Genomic DNA, 15,995 nt, shown 5'->3' with positions numbered 1-15,995 from the left:
CGGAAAAAGAGAATTTATAAAACAGCTTTGCTTGACGTTTGAATAATGGTATCATTATGTCTGGATGGATGTATTGGTCGTATCCGTAAGTTTGGTGGAGGTGTATGTTTTTTGTCTGAATCCAGCGCAAGAACCGAAATGAAAATCAGCTTGCCTGAAAACTTAGTAGCTGAATTGGATGGTGTAGCGATGCGGGAGAAACGAAGCAGAAACGAACTGATATCACAAGCAGTGAGAGCGTATGTCAGCGAACGGACAACTCGCCATAACCGTGATTTGATGAGACGCGGGTATATGGAAATGGCGAAAATCAACTTGAATATCTCTTCTGAGGCTCACTATGCTGAGTGCGAAGCAGAAACGACCGTTGAGCGCTTAGTCAGCGGAGGATAATCATTTTGATTGTAAAGCGCGGCGATGTTTATTTTGCTGATTTATCTCCTGTTGTTGGCTCAGAGCAAGGCGGCGTACGCCCGGTTTTAGTGATCCAGAATGATATCGGAAATCGCTTTAGCCCGACTGCTATTGTTGCAGCCATAACAGCCCAAATACAGAAAGCGAAATTACCAACCCACGTCGAAATTGATGCAAAACGCTACGGTTTTGAAAGAGATTCCGTTATTTTGCTGGAGCAAATTCGGACGATTGACAAGCAAAGATTAACGGATAAAATAACTCATCTGGATGATGAAATGATGGATAAGGTTGATGAAGCCCTGCAAATCAGTTTGGCACTCATTGATTTTTAGTCATATTTTGGTTGCTCATATAGAGCAACTTTTTTTGTTTTCGAAAAACATAAGCGCTATAATAAAGAGATAATAATCAAACAAAATTTGTTGTTTTGTGTCGGGAGGTCAGTGAAACCCATGTCGAATCAGAAAGTGTATCAGTTCATCATTGATCAGCATGATGAACTGCTTGATACTTGGACAGCCAAACTAAAAGAAGTAGGCAATCAGGAAGACTATCAGCTTACGAATCACATATGTGAAAATATTTGTAAAGACTATATAGACATTCTTTTATTATCGACTAAGAATGACGAGGCTACGGAAGAGCAGATCAGTGAACTCGCACTGCGCGCCGTTCAGCTCGGCCTGTCACTGAAACTTCTTTCAGCCACCCTGTCAGAGTTTTGGAAACTGCTTTACGAAACGATGGTCGACCTTAATATGGCCGATCAGAACAGAGCAGATTTGATTTTGGAAATAGACAGCTTTTTCAATCCGATCAATACGGAAATTTTAAATCAGTATTCTATCTCCTGGGAAAAGACGGTTACTTTGCAAAAAATCGCGCTTCAGGAATTGTCGGCTCCGCTGATCCCGGTATTTGAGCATGTAACGGTCATGCCGCTTGTCGGGACGATTGATACGGAGCGTGCAAAGCACATTATGGAAAATCTGTTAAACGGCGTCGTGAAGCACCGTTCACAGGTTGTATTAATTGATATCACGGGCGTGCCGGTCGTTGATACGATGGTGGCGCACCATATTATTCAGGCATCAGAAGCGGTGCGGCTTGTCGGCGCGAAATGCCTGCTCGTCGGAATCCGTCCGGAAATCGCGCAGACGATCGTTAATCTGGGAATTGATTTGTCGCAGGTTATTACGAAGAATACCCTTCAAAAAGGAATTCAAACAGCGCTTGAAATGACAAATCGAAAAATCGTTTCATTGGGGGAATAACATTGTGAGACATCCAAAAATCCCGATCCTGAAACTGTATAACTGCTTATTGGTATCCATCCAATGGGAACTTGACGACCAGACAGCTTTGCATTTTCAAGAAGATCTGCTGAACAAAATCTATGAAACCGGCGCAAACGGGGTCGTCATTGACCTGACATCCGTTGACATGATCGATTCATTTATCGCGAAAGTGCTCGGCGATGTCATCACCATGTCTAAATTGATGGGCGCAAAGGTCGTATTGACGGGAATTCAGCCTGCTGTGGCGGTCACATTGATTGAACTCGGAATCTCACTTGAGGAAATTGAAACGGCGCTCGATTTAGAGCAAGGGCTTGAGACATTGAAGCGGGAATTGGGGGAATAGCGATGAACGACCAATCCTGTGTGAAAATCATGACAGAATGGGATATCGTAGCCGCCAGACAGCTTGGCCGCAACGTTGCGAAGGAATTAGGCTTCGGCACGGTGGACCAGGCCAGAATCACGACGGCTATCTCAGAATTGGCCAGAAACATTTACTTATATGCAGGCAAAGGCCAGGTCAGCATAGAACAAGTAAACGACAGAGGGAAAAAAGGCCTTAAAATTATAGCAGAAGACAAAGGACCCGGAATCCCCGACATCCGTAAAGTGATGGAAGACGGCTTTTCAACGTCAGGCGGACTGGGAGCGGGACTTCCGGGCGTCAAAAGGCTGATGGACGAATTCAGCCTGCAATCTGTTGCAGAGGAAGGAACAGAGATTCAAGCCGTGAAATGGCTTCGGTAGGAGGTTAGAACGTGGATTTCAGGGAGGTTATAGAGCAGCGGTATCATCAGCTGCTTAGCCGATATATAGCCGAATTAACAGAAACATCTTTATATCAAGCCCAAAAATTCAGCCGAAAAACGATTGAACATCAGGTTCCTCCGGAGGAGATTATCAGTATCCACCGAAAAGTAGTAAAGGAACTGTATCCGGATCTGCCGGAAGATGTTTTTCATTCGCTGGATTTTTTAATAGAAGTCATGATTGGCTACGGGATGGCTTATCAGGAACATCAAAGTCTGAGAGATATCCAGCAGGAGCTTCGTTCAGAAATTGAAATTGCCGCAAATGTTCAGCAGACGCTGCTTGGCACAAAAATTCCTGAAGAAGAAGATCTGGATATCGGGGCGATCAGCGTCCCCGCCAAACAGATGAGCGGGGATTATTATCACTTTGTCAAAGACAAGGAATCGATTAACATCGCGATAGCCGATGTCATCGGAAAAGGAATACCCGCCGCATTGTGCATGTCGATGATCAAGTATGCCATGGACTCTCTTCCGGAGATCGGCATTCACCCCTCCCAAGTGCTGAAAAATCTTAACCGCGTTGTAGAACAGAACGTGGACTCAAGCATGTTTATCACCATGTTTTACGCAAACTACAATACGAAAAATCACCAATTTACATATGCCTCTGCGGGGCATGAACCGGGCTTCTACTACTCTGAAAAAGAAAAAAAGTTTTATGATCTGGAGGCAAAAGGATTGGTGCTGGGAATTTCTCAGGATTTTGATTACAGCCAATATGAACAGCACATGGACGAAGGAGACATGATCGTTCTTTTTTCTGACGGCGTCACCGAATGCCGTACCGAAAACGGTTTCTTAGAACGCAGCGACATTCAGCGCATGCTGGAAGAACATATGGACTGCTCCGCGCAGGATATGGTCAAAAATATTTACGACAGCCTGCTGAGACTCCAGGACTTTCAGCTTCATGACGATTTTACGTTAATTGTTTTGAAAAGAAAGGTTTAAAAAAACAGCAGCACGGGTAAAAAGCCATTAGCACGAGTAAGGATAACTTTCAGAGGTGATACGATGAATTTAACGGTAGATATGAAGGAGAATCTTTCAGATATACAAATCAATATCGCTGGAGAAATCGATGTATACTCAGCTCCGGTGGTTCGTGAAAAGCTGATGCCCCTGGCAAACGAGGGGAAAGACATGAGAATCTGCTTAAAAGATGTAAATTATATGGACAGTACGGGTTTAGGCGTTTTTGTAGGCGTGTTTAAAACGGTGAGCAAGGAAGGCGGCTCTCTGAAGCTTGAGAATCTTTCCGACCGGCTCGTCCGTCTGTTTGAAATTACGGGGCTTAAGGACATCATCGACATTTCGGCAAAGTCAGAAGGTGGCGTGCAATGAGTACATCAGTTGATTATATAGAGATGAAAATTCCGGCCGAACCGGAATATGTAGGAATCGTCAGGCTTACGTTATCAGGGGTCGCAAGCAGAATGGGCTATACCTATGATGACATTGAAGATTTAAAAATCGCTGTCAGCGAAGCTTGTACAAACGCTGTCCAGCATGCATACAAAGATGAAAATAAGGGAGAAGTATCCGTGCGGTTCGGTGTGTTTGAGGATCGGCTGGAGGTCATTGTCGCCGATCAGGGAGACAGCTTTGATTTTGATCAGAAGCAGCAGGATCTCGGGCCGTACACACCTTCGCACACAGTCGATCAATTGTCAGAAGGAGGGCTCGGTCTGTATTTAATGGAAACGCTCATGGATGAAGTCAAAGTTCAAAGCAACTCTGGCGTAACCGTGGCGATGACAAAGTATTTAAATGGGGAGCGAGTTGATCATGGCACAACCATCAAAAACTACGAAACTAACTAAAGATGAAGTTGATCGGCTCATACGCGACTTTCAAACACATGATAATAAAGAAGCCCAGGAAACACTCGTCGAGGTGTATACCAATCTCGTCGAAATGCTGGCAAAGAAATATTCAAAAGGAAAAAGCTTTCATGAAGACCTCCGCCAGGTCGGGATGATCGGACTTCTCGGAGCCATTAAACGGTATGATCCCGAGGTCGGCAAATCCTTTGAAGCATTTGCGATTCCGACCATCATCGGCGAGATCAAACGCTTCCTCAGAGATAAAACATGGAGCGTACACGTCCCGAGACGGATTAAAGAACTCGGGCCGCGCATTAAAATGGCGGTGGATCAGCTGACGACAGAGACGCAGCGGTCGCCGAAAGTCGAAGAAATCGCAGCCTTTCTCGATGTGTCAGAAGAGGAAGTGCTTGAAACGATGGAGATGGGAAAAAGCTATCAGGCGCTGTCTGTCGATCACAGCATCGAAGCGGATGCGGACGGAAGCACCGTCACGATTTTAGATATCGTCGGTTCGCAGGAGGAAGGATACGAACGCGTCAACCAGCAAATGATGATCAAAAGCGTGCTTCATGTGCTGTCCGACCGCGAAAAACAGATTATCGATCTAACATTTGTGCAAAATAAAAGCCAAAAAGAAACAGGGGACATTCTCGGAATATCTCAAATGCACGTCTCGCGCCTGCAGCGGAAAGCGGTGAAAAAACTGAGAGAGGCCTTGATTGGAGATCCCTCCATGGAGCTAATGTAATGATTCAGGTTGAAGAAAATGAACATGTTCAAACTCTTGTATACCAATTAAATAAAGAAGGCAAGTCCATATGCGGCGACAGCTTTTTTATGAAGGCGAATGAAGAAGAATTAGTTTGCGCGGTAGCGGACGGTCTCGGCAGCGGATCTCTTGCCAACGAATCCTCGTCAGCCATTAAAGACATCGTGGAAACGTATGCGGATGAGGATGTGGAAAGCATCATTGAGCGCTGCAATCAAGCGATGAAAAACAAAAGAGGGGCGACTGCCTCCATCTTAAAAATCAATTTCATCAAAAGGGAATTGACATACTGCTCGATCGGCAATGTCCGTTTCTTCCTGCACTCCCCATCAGGCGAAGTCTTTCATCCGCTGCCGATTTCGGGTTACCTCTCAGGCAAACCGCAAAGATACAAAACGTATACGTCATCATACGAAAAAGGGGCGAGGTTCATCATCTACACGGATGGGCTTGAGGTTCCGCATATCCGCACCTGCTTAAAGCAGGGACACTCAATAGAAGATATATCAAAATCACTTCATCCGTACACAACATCCAGACGTGATGATTTGACCTATATTCTAGGGCAGCTTTTATCGTAAGGCTGCTTTTTTTATGTTCCGCCGTTTTTTGATACACTAGAGAAAGAATGAAGAGATGGAGGCTTTTGTGATATGGAAACGTTAGCCCTTTTGAAAAAACAAATTGCTGAAGAAACAGCGTTATCCCAAAAACATGTCGAAAGTGTCATCCGCCTGCTGGAAGACGGCAATACCGTCCCGTTTATTGCGCGGTACCGAAAAGAGCAGACCGGCTCAATGGACGAGGTGCAGATTCAGGCAATCTCCGAGCGGTGGCAATACATACAAAACCTGACGCAGCGGAAAGAAGAAGTCATCAGATTGATCTCTGAGCAGGACAAGCTGACGGAAGGGCTGAAGCAAAAAATCGAACAAGCGGTTAAGCTTCAGGAAGTCGAGGATTTATACCGTCCCTTCAAACAAAAACGGAAAACAAAAGCCACCGTCGCCAAAAGCAAAGGTCTTGAACCGCTTGCGGACTATATTCTTTCTCTCCCGAAAGAAAACCGCCTTCACGACATCGCTGATCAATATATCAGTGCAGAAAAAGAAGTCGCTTCAAGAGAGGAAGCCATTGAAGGCGCGAAGCACATCATAGCCGAGCAAATCTCGGATGATCCTCATTTCAGAAAGTGGATTCGCCAGGAAACGTATAAAAAAGGAATTCTCACTTCCGCGGCAGGCAAGTCAGCCGCAGATGACGAGAAAAACGTCTATGAAATGTACTACGAGTACGAAGAGCCGATCCAAAAGGTCGTTCCTCACAGAGTGCTTGCGATGAATCGCGGTGAAAAAGAAGGCATTTTAAAGATTGCGATCGAACCGCCCGCCGATCAGATAAAAGCTTATTTAGAAAAGCAAATTATCAAACACCGTGAAACGCCTGTGAAAGAATCGCTGAAAGAGGCCATTGAGGACAGTTACAAACGTCTGATCCAGCCGGCTATTGAGCGCGACATCCGCAAAGAGCTGTCAGAAAAAGCAGACGCGCAGGCGATTCATATTTTCGCTGAAAACCTGCGTAAGCTCCTGCTGCAGCCGCCGATGAAGGGGAAAGTTGTGCTCGGCGTCGATCCGGCCTTCCGTACGGGGTGCAAACTGGCAGTTGTTGATGAGACGGGAAAAGTGCTGAAAATCGACGTCATTTACCCGCACGCTCCCGTAAAAAAGACAGCGGAAGCCCGGAAAAAAATCAAAGAATTGCTGGATCGGTACGAAGTCGAGGTTGTGGCGATCGGAAACGGCACGGCATCACGGGAGACAGAGCAATTCGTCGTTGATGTGCTGAAAGAAACAGAGCGTGACATTTATTATGTCATCGTCAATGAGGCCGGAGCAAGCGTGTATTCCGCGTCAGAAATCGCCCGTGAAGAATTTCCGGATTTTCAGGTCGAAGAGCGCAGCGCCGTCTCCATCGCGCGGAGGTTGCAGGACCCGCTGGCCGAGCTTGTAAAAATTGATCCTAAATCCGTCGGCGTCGGGCAATACCAGCACGATGTCAGCCAAAAGCAATTAAACGAATCTCTCCGTTTTGTCGTAGAGACCGTCGTCAACCAAGTCGGGGTGAATGTCAATACAGCATCAGCCGCGCTGCTTCAATATGTAGCTGGGTTATCCAAAACCGTTGCCGGCAATATCGTCAAAAAAAGAGATGAACTAGGCAAATTTACAAATCGCAAAGAACTGAAAGAAATCCCGCGTCTCGGCGCAAAAACATATGAACAATGCATCGGCTTTTTGAGAGTGCCCGGAGGACAGGAACCGCTCGACCGCACCGGGATACACCCGGAAAGCTATAAAGAGACAAAGGCGCTGCTCAAAAAACTGCAGCTCACTGCGGATCAGATCGGAAGCGCGGACGTAAAAGAGAAAATCAGCGCACTGCCGCTGTCTGAAACGGCTGAAGAGCTCGGTATAGGGGAAATTACGCTTGCGGATATTTGCGGGCAGCTGACAAGGCCGGAGCGCGATCCCCGTGACGAAGTGCCGAAGCCTTTGCTGAAAAAAGACGTTCTGCAGCTTGAGGATTTAAAGGAAGGAATGGAATTGCAGGGCACCGTCCGCAACGTTGTAGACTTCGGCGCTTTCGTCGATATCGGCGTCAAGCAGGACGGGCTTGTGCACATTTCAAAACTGAGCAATCAATTCGTCAAACATCCTCTCGACGTCGTATCGGTCGGAGACATCGTCACCGTATGGGTCGAAGGGGTGGACGTGCAAAAAGGCAGAGTGTCGCTGTCTATGGTAAAATAAAAGCACTGCTTACGAGCAGTGTTTTTTTCTGTAGAAATACCAGCACTGATTCAGCAGTTTAATTTGGTAATTGTCCTTTTCTAAAAACGCTTTTTGCATTTGTTTCATCAGCCAATTCGGCATGGCTCATTCCTCCTCAGCTTTTAGTTAGAGGTCGGTTTTAACTCATTGTATGCGAACGGTGAATTGTCCCGTTCAATGTTTTTAAAGCGGGGTGCACTTATGGATAACGAACAACTTCAAAGGCTGACGGAAGACATCTCTGCACAGGATTTCGGAAAACCGTTCCGTCACCGGGCCTTTTTCAATGACCGGCTGAAAACGACAGGCGGCCGGTACATGCTGTCTTCCCATAACATCGAATTAAACCGAAAATATCTTCTCGAACACGGGCAGAGCGAGCTGGAAGGAATCATTAAACACGAGCTGTGTCATTACCATCTTCACCTTGAAGGAAAAGGGTACAAGCACAGAGACAAAGATTTCAGAGACCTGCTTCAGAAAGTCGGAGCGCCGAGATTCTGCACGCCGCTGCAAACCAAAAAGACACAAAAGAAAACATATATGTATAGATGCGCGGCCTGCGGCCAACAGTATATAAAGAAGCGGGCAATGAATCCGGAAAGATATGCCTGCGGAAAGTGCAGAGGAAAAATCAAAAGAATTTTTTAAAAAGGCTTGACTCATTTTAATGTTCTATGTTAAATTATAAAAGTCGTTGAGAGACAACGACACTTTCTTAAAAAAATAAATGTTGCTTCTTGACACAATATGTCGCATCATTTATAATAAAGAAAGTCTGATTATTCCACAGTAGCTCAGTGGTAGAGCTATCGGCTGTTAACCGATCGGTCGCAGGTTCGAATCCTGCCTGTGGAGCCATATGGAGAAGTACTCAAGTGGCTGAAGAGGCGCCCCTGCTAAGGGTGTAGGTCGCGTAAGCGGCGCGAGGGTTCAAATCCCTCCTTCTCCGCCAGATAAGTTCTCAACCAGACGGCCCGTTGGTCAAGCGGTTAAGACACCGCCCTTTCACGGCGGTAACACGGGTTCGAATCCCGTACGGGTCACCATTTACCTTCGTTGGGCTATAGCCAAGCGGTAAGGCAACGGACTTTGACTCCGTCATGCGTTGGTTCGAATCCAGCTAGCCCAGCCATTTTATTTAAAATTTTTGAATCACTTTTAGAGCGAGCCATTAGCTCAGTTGGTAGAGCATCTGACTTTTAATCAGAGGGTCGAAGGTTCGAGTCCTTCATGGCTCACCACTTGTCACGCGGGTGTGGCGGAATTGGCAGACGCGCTAGACTTAGGATCTAGTGTCTTACGACGTGGGGGTTCGAGTCCCTTCACCCGCACTTTCTTTTCAAAGTGCTGATCATCATCACTAGCTTATATGCTTAGTGGAAAGACAGCTTCATAGCACGCGGTCGTGGCGGAATGGCAGACGCGCTAGGTTGAGGGCCTAGTGGGTGAATAACCCGTGGAGGTTCAAGTCCTCTCGGCCGCATCAATGATACCAAGGGTTTTGACACCCTTGGTATTTTTTGTTTATAGAAATTTATCTGTTACTGCCCACTTACTTATAGTAAGTCATCTAGTTTGATGCCCTTCGTTTTTTATTTTACTTATCTTGGTGAGTGGTCAAGGTCTCTTTACTCCCATTTACTGTCCAGAAAATATGAAAAAACATCAAAAAAGGTGTAAATAATGATAACGAGCGCTGTATAACCCTTAAATATAGGACATGATAATACTCGTAAGGTTGAGGGGAAAAGAGCAGGAAAAGCAGGAGAAGAAAATTGGAGAAAAGTAATTACTAATCGGTTTGATTTGCATCATATAGGATTTAATACAAAAACCTTTTATTTAAGGAATCTATTAAAAAACTAAAAAAATGATGAAATTACGGAAAGGTAATAAGTGATTACCTTTCCGTAATTCGTTAATTATTTCTTTGAGCAATTTTATATTTCATCTTAACACTACCACCTTGAGCCGTTGGTGAAGCTGTAAATGTGTAATTGTATGTCCAACCAAACCAACCATTTTTAACCTCGGCAGAAATGTTGCCTTGCTTGCCTGGTGCGATGGTTCTTGAGACTTTTCCATCAATTGATATTTTTATGTCATTACTTCCGTTATTTGAAATCCAGAAGTTTACTTGTGCTCCGTCATTCTCATCTAATTCGAACTCCCGACTCCAGCTTGATTGATCAACAGAACCCTCTGAAATTTCCCTATCTAGAGCTTTGAATACTCCACTTGTAACTGCATAATTTTTCGACGATACACTTGTAGTCGACTCCGCAAAAGCAGGTATAGTACAAGTTCCAACAATTACACCAGCTATCAGAGTCGATGTTACTCCTTTGAAAATGGACTTAAGATTCACGATCAAGCACTCCTTTTAATTTCATTTATTATACATACATATTTCGTATGCATGATACAAATAATACCATGTAAAATAATTACAGTAAACATTCTTTTGGATAATAATGTTTGTAACTCAACTTTTGTACCCCATACATCCCAAATCAGACAAGTAAGCCTTGATATAGCTAGGTAAGTGGAATTTGCGATCTTTTATTGAGGTACTGCTACTAAAGATTTTCCGATACCCGCAAAACCAAAAAACACTATCCTTTCTCTAAAGTAACGAAAAGGGTAGTGTTTTTTGTTCTATTCAAGATTAATACGTACTCTTTTTTACTCAAAATCGGACAAGTCAAGATACTACCAAAAGAAAAAACTATCGCACCTATTGGGCGAGACCACCTTACTTCCTTTGTTAGTGGTTTCTTAGATCTTAGCTGGAATTACAAATTTAAAGCTAATATTTTCAGTGATTTTTTTAAAAAAAGTAATGCCTAATTTTTGCCCGAAAAAAAGAAGAAAACAAGTGGAAATGTAGATAAAGAATGCTTTATTTATAAGGTTTATGTAATACATGATACGTTTTCACTAGGTTGAGGGCCCAGCGGGTGAGTAACCCGTGGAGGTACAAGTCCTCTCGGCCGCATCAATGATACCAAGGGTTGCAGACGCCCTTGGTATTTTTTTGAGGAAAGTTCTCGTAAGCTGACTGCTTATTCTTATTATGAGAAGCTTGGGGATTCTTATGAAGAAATGGCACATATGCCGGGTGATGGCGACCGACTTGGTCTGTATAAGAAAACACCTGATTATGAAGAAGTTAAAGGGAAGGAAACCGAAAATTAAGGAGTAGACTTTATGTCTGCTCCTTTTTTATGCTTCGATATTTCTTTCCCTATCTTTTAGAGGTTTGAGGGCTATTTGTCTGACTCAAGTGAAAATGATTCAGCCTCTACAGTTTTTTTCATGAGTAAAGCATCTATACTATAGGGTACTCTTTTAAAATAAATTAATATGAATGCACCTGCAGATGCAGAGAATACAGAATAGTCAAGAGAAGTCTTAAAACCTGTTCCTACTGTTAAACCTAGAGCGAAAATAATCAACATAGCACCACTCAATACAGCAGTTATTCTTGTTTTGAAACCAATGATCAAAAGTATTCCTAAGATGGTTTCAAACATAGTTGCTATCCATCCTGCTATTGGTACAAGAGCATTTGGTATAAAAGGAGTTAAGGCAGCGACATAATCCGTGTAATTTTCAATGTTTCCCCATACGACATTAGGCTTGCCAGGTGTCCCCCATAGTCCGAATCGATCGGCTACAGAAGATAAAAAGCTAATTCCTAAAGCGAGCCTAAGATACAGAGTCATTAATGCTTTCATTTTACATTTCTCCTTCCTTTTTTGAAATTAATCTGTAAAAAAGAAGATTGTTATTCTTTTTTATAAGAGACCGTATAAATCGGCGATTAATATAGTCTTTAATATGAGTATAACATTTGCGCTTTCTTATGCAAGAGAAGCACCAATACGTACGGCATTGTTTTTACAAATTCAAACGCCGAGAAGGAAAACGAAAAAACATAATATGACTTGTAATTTAAAGGCATCTTGAAGCACAAAAAAGCTCTGACTAATTAATTTAGTCAGAGCTTTTTTTTATGAAGTATTCCCGAGTATCTGTCCTTGTTTTTTTAGGCAATACTACGTCCAATTCTTTATTTAACCATGCGAGCGTTTTATTACGAAGATAATTACGCATCTGTTCTTCTGCTTCAAGCATTACCAAGTTAATTGTACAAGAAGAATTGCTGGATTCACAGGAGTTGCATTTGTCACGATAAAGCAGACCATTGCTTACAATATTTTTACATTGAAAAATGGGTTTTGGTCCTTCAACAGCCTCTATTACATCCCAAAAGGAAATATCTTCTGGGGATTTTGCTAACCTATATCCTCCCTTTACACCAGGGACAGAATTTACAATACCAGCTTTAGATAATTTACCGAAAACTTTTGAAAGAAATGTTTCTGAAAGTCCTTGGAACTCTGCAAGGTCCCGAATCCCGACACTTTCCTTGGAGGGAACATCTATTAAATAAACCAGACAATGTAAAGCATATTCAACCCCAACACTGTACTGCATATAAACTCACCTGCTTTTGATTTTAAGGGTTATCATATTGTATCTTAGGAGTATTTTTGGTGATAGTCAATCATAAAACCCTTCTTTAGTATATGATTTGTTCCGTTTGACAAAATAAACTGCAGGGTTTATATTAAAGACCGAGTTGATCGTCGATTAAATTAATCTTTAATATAAAATAAAAGGAGAGTTTTAAATGAGCAAAACACTTATCATTAATGCACATCCAAAAGTGGATGATACGTTGTCATATAGTTTACGGGTAATGAAACACTTTTTGGAAATTTACAAAGAATTAATTCCAGAGAGTGAAGAGCTTGAGCAGATTAACTTGTATAGTGATGAAGTGCCTATGGTTGATAAAACAGTTTTAAGCGCATGGGATAAGGCTGGAAAGGGCGAAGAACTGACAAGCGATGAACAAAAAGTAACAGAACGCATGACAGAAGTATTGAAACAATTCAAAAGTGCAAAAACGTATGTCATCGTTTTGCCTTTGCATAATTTCAATATTCCATCAAAATTAAAAGACTATATGGACAATATCATGATCGCACGCGAAACATTTAAATATACTGACACTGGGTCAGTGGGTCTGCTTAAAGATGGACGAAGAATGCTTGTCATACAAGCTAGCGGATCAATTTATACAAATGATGACTGGTATGAAGAAGTTGAATACTCTAATAAATATTTGAAATCAATGTTCAATTTCCTCGGTATTGAGGATTATCAAATTATCCGAGTGCAAGGAACAGCTTTACTATGTCCGGAGGATGTTTTACAAAAAGCAAATAAAGAAGTTGAAGAAGCTGCTTCAAGATTAGCAGGTAAATAAGAAATAGCATGAAGATCATTGTTGCCGGGGGGACTGGAGTAATTGGTCGGTCCCTTCTTCCTAAATTAATACAAAACGGCCATCAAGTATTTGCATTGACCCGAGGTAATCGGTCGAACACGTTCCTCAAAAGAATAGGGGTAACTCCTGTAAAAGCAGATGCAATGGATCGAGATGCTGTTCTTAATGTTTTTAGGAAAATTCAACCTGAGGTTGTTGTCCATCAGCTTACCTCTTTAACAAGTTACAATCTTGAAGAAAACGCGAGAATCAGAATTATAGGTACGAGAAATATTGTTGATGCGTGTCATAAAGTTGGAGTGAAGAGGATAATTGCTCAAAGCCTTTCTATGGCCTATGAACCCGGATTAATACCTGCCAATGAAGATGTCCCTTTAGATCTCAACGCGCCGAATTCAAGGAAAATAAATGTAATTGGAGTGGCATCATTAGAATCCGCAGTTGCTGAATTACCCGAGTATGTCATCCTGCGGCATGGGCTGCTTTACGGATCAGGTACATGGTATGAAAAAAACGGAATGATTGGTCGGCAGGTATTAAAAGGAGAAATTAAAGCCGATGATAGCATCACATCATTTTTACATGTGGAAGATGCAGCACAAGCCTCAGTTGAAGCATTAAACTGGCCGAATGGACCGGTTAATATTGTGGATGATGAACCAACCACGGGAAAAGAATGTCTCACGCTATTTGCGAGCGAGATCGGAGCACCAAAACCAATATTTATAGATGGAAGTGAACGAGGAAAACGTGGGGCCTCAAATGGAAAAGCGAAAAGAGAATATGGTTGGAAGCCCACTTATCCATCTTGGCGTATTGGTTTTAAATTATTAGTCACTTAATAATTCAGAGCGAGTGTAACTTCATAATTAAAGCCTTGGATTTTTCATTAATATGGAATTTCTTCACAAAGGAGAGAGACTTAATATGTCGAAAATTTTATATATTACCGCTAATCCAAAATCAGTTGAAAATTCAGTTGGTCATAGGGTAGGACGTGCGTTTCTGGAATCTTATCGTGAATCTCATATAGGGGATGAAATTAGGACAATTAATTTATATGAAGATGAATTCCCAATAATCGATGAAGATATCCTTAATGGCTGGGACAAATTGCGGGATGAGGGTTCAGAGTTAAGGCAAGTAGAGAAGCATAAAATTAACGCACTCAATAATTTCACTGACAGGGTAGCAAGTGCTGATAAATTTGTATTTGTATCTCCTATGTGGAACTGGGGGATTCCTCCAAAATTGAAAGCTTTCATCGATTCCTTTGTTGTAGTAGGGAAAACATTTCACTACACTGAGAATGGACCGGTTGGTCATCTAAAAGGAAAAAAAGCTATTCACATTCAGGTGAGTGGTGGGGTTTACTCGCATGAACCTTTTGCGAAAATGGATTATAGCCACCCGTATTTAAAACATGTACTTAATATCATTGGTATACAGGATGTAGCAGTATTATATGTTGAAGGACATGAATTCAATCGAGACGAAGCGAAAGAAATTATTCACAAAGGTATATCAGATGCGAGAAAGTTAGCAACAACTTTTTAATACAAATCAAATAAATATAAAAACATATTAAAAGGGGAGAGGATTTGTAATGGCTACGAATATTAGAAAAGCTGAAGCTAAGGATATTGACCAATTAACTGAGATAATGTATGAATATATCGTTGATTTTTATCAGAGACCGAAACCTTCAATTGAAAAAGTTCACCAACTTTTTTATACACTTCTTAATCAAAAAGAAGGTATCCAATTTGTTGCAGAACAAAATGATAAGCTAGTTGGTTTTGCTACATTATATTTCACTTACAATACACTATTTGCACAAACAACAAGTGTACTAAATGATTTATACGTTTTGGAAGATGCGAGGGGGACAGATGCTGCGAATGGCCTCTTCAAAGCATGTGAAAAATTTTCTAAAGACAATGACTATGCTGATATGTTTTGGCTAACTGCTCATGATAATAAACGAGCTCAGCGTTTTTACGAAAAGATGGGTGGAACTCCTGAAAGATGGGTCCCTTACTCAATTCAATTTTAGTAAACGACATTAAAACATTGCAAGAATATGTATCAATGGGAATCTGAAAAAAATGAAATTACGAGATTTAAATTAATGGTGGGAAGATGATGTGTTAACACATGGCTGGGCTTATGGAACTGGAGGTACTAAATTGCATGGAAAAGAACTGCTCTTAGCGATCTCCTTAGGCGCACAGGAATCTGATTATCAAGCAGGCGGAGAATATAATATCACGATCAGCGAGCTTATCAGACCGTTTCAAGTCACTGCTAACTATATAGGAATGCGTTTTCTTCCTGCCTTTACACAATATGGGACACTTCACCTTTCAAAAGAAGATGTTAAGAACAGTGCGGAGAAATTGGTTGACTATCTTAAAGCTGAGCATTGATCCGGTATTCGCGAGGGAAGCTGAAATAAATGATGTGAAACTAATTACAGCAGGGCGATGAGTGCATATTTCTTGATGAAATGCAGATTTCCTTGGTCTCTAATAGGTGCCCAGTTTGTGCTCAGAATTCATGAAAAATGATGAAAATAAGTATAAATAAAATAAACAGATGCTTTGAATAAAAGTTTTTTGTAACTCATGATAGGTTTTTACTAGGTTGAGGGCCCAGCGGGTGA

Annotated in this window: 20 protein-coding genes, 7 tRNA genes and 2 pseudogenes; 25 read left to right on the top strand and 4 right to left on the bottom strand. The window is 42.1% G+C overall.

Annotated elements, in window-relative coordinates:
- Positions 1-111: 111 nt before the first annotated feature.
- From endB to D5S11_RS14270, 11 genes are all read left to right on the top strand, one after another.
- Entirely contained in the window at positions 112-393 is a 282-nt protein-coding gene (gene endB, locus D5S11_RS14320) for a type II toxin-antitoxin system antitoxin EndoAI (RefSeq protein WP_003156188.1), read from the top strand.
- A 5-nt stretch (positions 394-398) separates the two neighbouring features.
- A complete protein-coding gene (ndoA, locus tag D5S11_RS14315) occupies positions 399-749 on the top strand; it encodes a type II toxin-antitoxin system endoribonuclease NdoA (RefSeq protein ID WP_003156187.1) in 351 nt (116 codons plus the stop codon).
- Positions 750-869: 120 nt separating this feature from the next.
- Positions 870-1,691, top strand: a complete 822-nt coding sequence (locus D5S11_RS14310; protein WP_043021435.1) for an STAS domain-containing protein — start codon at positions 870-872, stop codon at positions 1,689-1,691.
- A gap of 4 nt (positions 1,692-1,695) precedes the next feature.
- On the top strand, positions 1,696-2,061 hold the full coding sequence (gene rsbS, locus D5S11_RS14305) for an RsbT antagonist protein RsbS (protein WP_003156180.1): 366 nt from the start codon (positions 1,696-1,698) through the stop codon (positions 2,059-2,061).
- Between the two features lie 2 nt (positions 2,062-2,063).
- Positions 2,064-2,465, top strand: a complete 402-nt coding sequence (locus D5S11_RS14300; RefSeq protein ID WP_003156178.1) for an anti-sigma regulatory factor — start codon at positions 2,064-2,066, stop codon at positions 2,463-2,465.
- A gap of 11 nt (positions 2,466-2,476) precedes the next feature.
- Complete coding sequence (locus tag D5S11_RS14295) at positions 2,477-3,484, top strand: PP2C family protein-serine/threonine phosphatase (protein WP_007410233.1); 1,008 nt, start codon at positions 2,477-2,479, stop codon at positions 3,482-3,484.
- A 63-nt stretch (positions 3,485-3,547) separates the two neighbouring features.
- Positions 3,548-3,877 carry an anti-sigma factor antagonist RsbV gene (rsbV, locus tag D5S11_RS14290; protein WP_003156176.1) on the top strand — a complete coding sequence of 110 codons (330 nt, stop codon included), beginning with the start codon at positions 3,548-3,550 and terminating at the stop codon, positions 3,875-3,877.
- Entirely contained in the window at positions 3,874-4,356 is a 483-nt protein-coding gene (gene rsbW / locus D5S11_RS14285; RefSeq protein WP_003156173.1) for an anti-sigma B factor RsbW, read from the top strand. The genes rsbV and rsbW overlap by 4 nt, the downstream gene beginning before the upstream one ends.
- Entirely contained in the window at positions 4,322-5,110 is a 789-nt protein-coding gene (sigB, locus tag D5S11_RS14280; RefSeq protein ID WP_003156171.1) for an RNA polymerase sigma factor SigB, read from the top strand. Before rsbW ends, sigB begins: the two co-directional genes overlap by 35 nt.
- On the top strand, positions 5,110-5,712 hold the full coding sequence (gene rsbX / locus D5S11_RS14275) for a phosphoserine phosphatase RsbX (RefSeq protein WP_007410234.1): 603 nt from the start codon (positions 5,110-5,112) through the stop codon (positions 5,710-5,712). Before sigB ends, rsbX begins: the two co-directional genes overlap by 1 nt.
- Before the next feature lie 72 nt (positions 5,713-5,784).
- On the top strand, positions 5,785-7,944 hold the full coding sequence (locus tag D5S11_RS14270; protein WP_043021436.1) for a Tex family protein: 2,160 nt from the start codon (positions 5,785-5,787) through the stop codon (positions 7,942-7,944).
- 9 nt (positions 7,945-7,953) lie between these two features.
- Here the strand turns inward: D5S11_RS14270 and cmpA are convergent, their stop codons facing one another.
- Positions 7,954-8,067: a cortex morphogenetic protein CmpA gene (cmpA, locus tag D5S11_RS14265; RefSeq protein ID WP_003156164.1), complete on the bottom strand. Its 114-nt coding sequence runs from the start codon at positions 8,065-8,067 to the stop codon at positions 7,954-7,956.
- A 99-nt stretch (positions 8,068-8,166) separates the two neighbouring features.
- On the opposite strand from cmpA, the gene D5S11_RS14260 reads away from it, so the two are divergent.
- The 8 genes from D5S11_RS14260 (at position 8,167) to D5S11_RS14225 (ending at position 9,451) form a co-directional block, all read left to right on the top strand.
- The gene (locus D5S11_RS14260; RefSeq protein WP_043021437.1) at positions 8,167-8,616 is read left to right on the top strand and encodes a SprT family protein; all 450 of its coding nucleotides are present in this window, start codon (positions 8,167-8,169) and stop codon (positions 8,614-8,616) included.
- Positions 8,617-8,751: 135 nt separating this feature from the next.
- A tRNA-Asn gene (locus D5S11_RS14255) sits at positions 8,752-8,826 on the top strand.
- 3 nt (positions 8,827-8,829) lie between these two features.
- Positions 8,830-8,920 (top strand) — tRNA-Ser (locus tag D5S11_RS14250).
- 19 nt (positions 8,921-8,939) lie between these two features.
- Positions 8,940-9,014: transfer RNA gene (locus D5S11_RS14245), tRNA-Glu, on the top strand.
- A gap of 11 nt (positions 9,015-9,025) precedes the next feature.
- A tRNA-Gln gene (locus D5S11_RS14240) sits at positions 9,026-9,100 on the top strand.
- A 33-nt stretch (positions 9,101-9,133) separates the two neighbouring features.
- Positions 9,134-9,209: transfer RNA gene (locus tag D5S11_RS14235), tRNA-Lys, on the top strand.
- Positions 9,210-9,217: 8 nt separating this feature from the next.
- Positions 9,218-9,299 (top strand) — tRNA-Leu (locus D5S11_RS14230).
- Positions 9,300-9,367: 68 nt separating this feature from the next.
- A tRNA-Leu gene (locus D5S11_RS14225) sits at positions 9,368-9,451 on the top strand.
- Positions 9,452-9,886: 435 nt separating this feature from the next.
- On the opposite strand, the gene D5S11_RS14220 is transcribed toward D5S11_RS14225, so the two are convergent.
- A complete protein-coding gene (locus tag D5S11_RS14220; protein WP_007409585.1) occupies positions 9,887-10,336 on the bottom strand; it encodes a hypothetical protein in 450 nt (149 codons plus the stop codon).
- A 671-nt stretch (positions 10,337-11,007) separates the two neighbouring features.
- On the opposite strand from D5S11_RS14220, the pseudogene D5S11_RS14215 reads away from it, so the two are divergent.
- A pseudogene (locus tag D5S11_RS14215) lies at positions 11,008-11,166 on the top strand (cystatin-like fold lipoprotein); the annotation flags it as partial.
- 71 nt (positions 11,167-11,237) lie between these two features.
- Here D5S11_RS14215 and D5S11_RS14210 read toward each other — a convergent pair.
- Positions 11,238-11,708, bottom strand: a complete 471-nt coding sequence (locus D5S11_RS14210) for a MauE/DoxX family redox-associated membrane protein (protein ID WP_020955360.1) — start codon at positions 11,706-11,708, stop codon at positions 11,238-11,240.
- 259 nt (positions 11,709-11,967) lie between these two features.
- Positions 11,968-12,471: an RrF2 family transcriptional regulator gene (locus D5S11_RS14205; RefSeq protein ID WP_004393007.1), complete on the bottom strand. Its 504-nt coding sequence runs from the start codon at positions 12,469-12,471 to the stop codon at positions 11,968-11,970.
- Between the two features lie 196 nt (positions 12,472-12,667).
- Here D5S11_RS14205 and D5S11_RS14200 point away from each other — a divergent pair, with 196 nt between their 5' ends.
- From D5S11_RS14200 to D5S11_RS14180, 5 genes and pseudogenes are all read left to right on the top strand, one after another.
- A complete protein-coding gene (locus D5S11_RS14200; protein ID WP_108725155.1) occupies positions 12,668-13,309 on the top strand; it encodes an FMN-dependent NADH-azoreductase in 642 nt (213 codons plus the stop codon).
- Positions 13,310-13,317: 8 nt separating this feature from the next.
- On the top strand, positions 13,318-14,172 hold the full coding sequence (locus D5S11_RS14195; protein ID WP_108725154.1) for an NAD-dependent epimerase/dehydratase family protein: 855 nt from the start codon (positions 13,318-13,320) through the stop codon (positions 14,170-14,172).
- An 85-nt stretch (positions 14,173-14,257) separates the two neighbouring features.
- Complete coding sequence (locus tag D5S11_RS14190; protein ID WP_025284278.1) at positions 14,258-14,887, top strand: FMN-dependent NADH-azoreductase; 630 nt, start codon at positions 14,258-14,260, stop codon at positions 14,885-14,887.
- Positions 14,888-14,936: 49 nt separating this feature from the next.
- On the top strand, positions 14,937-15,386 hold the full coding sequence (locus D5S11_RS14185) for a GNAT family N-acetyltransferase (RefSeq protein WP_025284279.1): 450 nt from the start codon (positions 14,937-14,939) through the stop codon (positions 15,384-15,386).
- Positions 15,387-15,465: 79 nt separating this feature from the next.
- Positions 15,466-15,759 (top strand): annotated as a pseudogene (locus tag D5S11_RS14180) (NAD(P)H-dependent oxidoreductase); the annotation flags it as partial.
- Positions 15,760-15,995 lie beyond the last annotated feature (236 nt).

The organism is Bacillus sp. L75 (assembly GCF_003676355.1).
Lineage (GTDB): Bacteria > Bacillota > Bacilli > Bacillales > Bacillaceae > Bacillus > Bacillus velezensis.
Note: the sequence above shows the minus strand (reverse complement) of the source record. Positions and strands in the feature narration are given on the sequence as shown.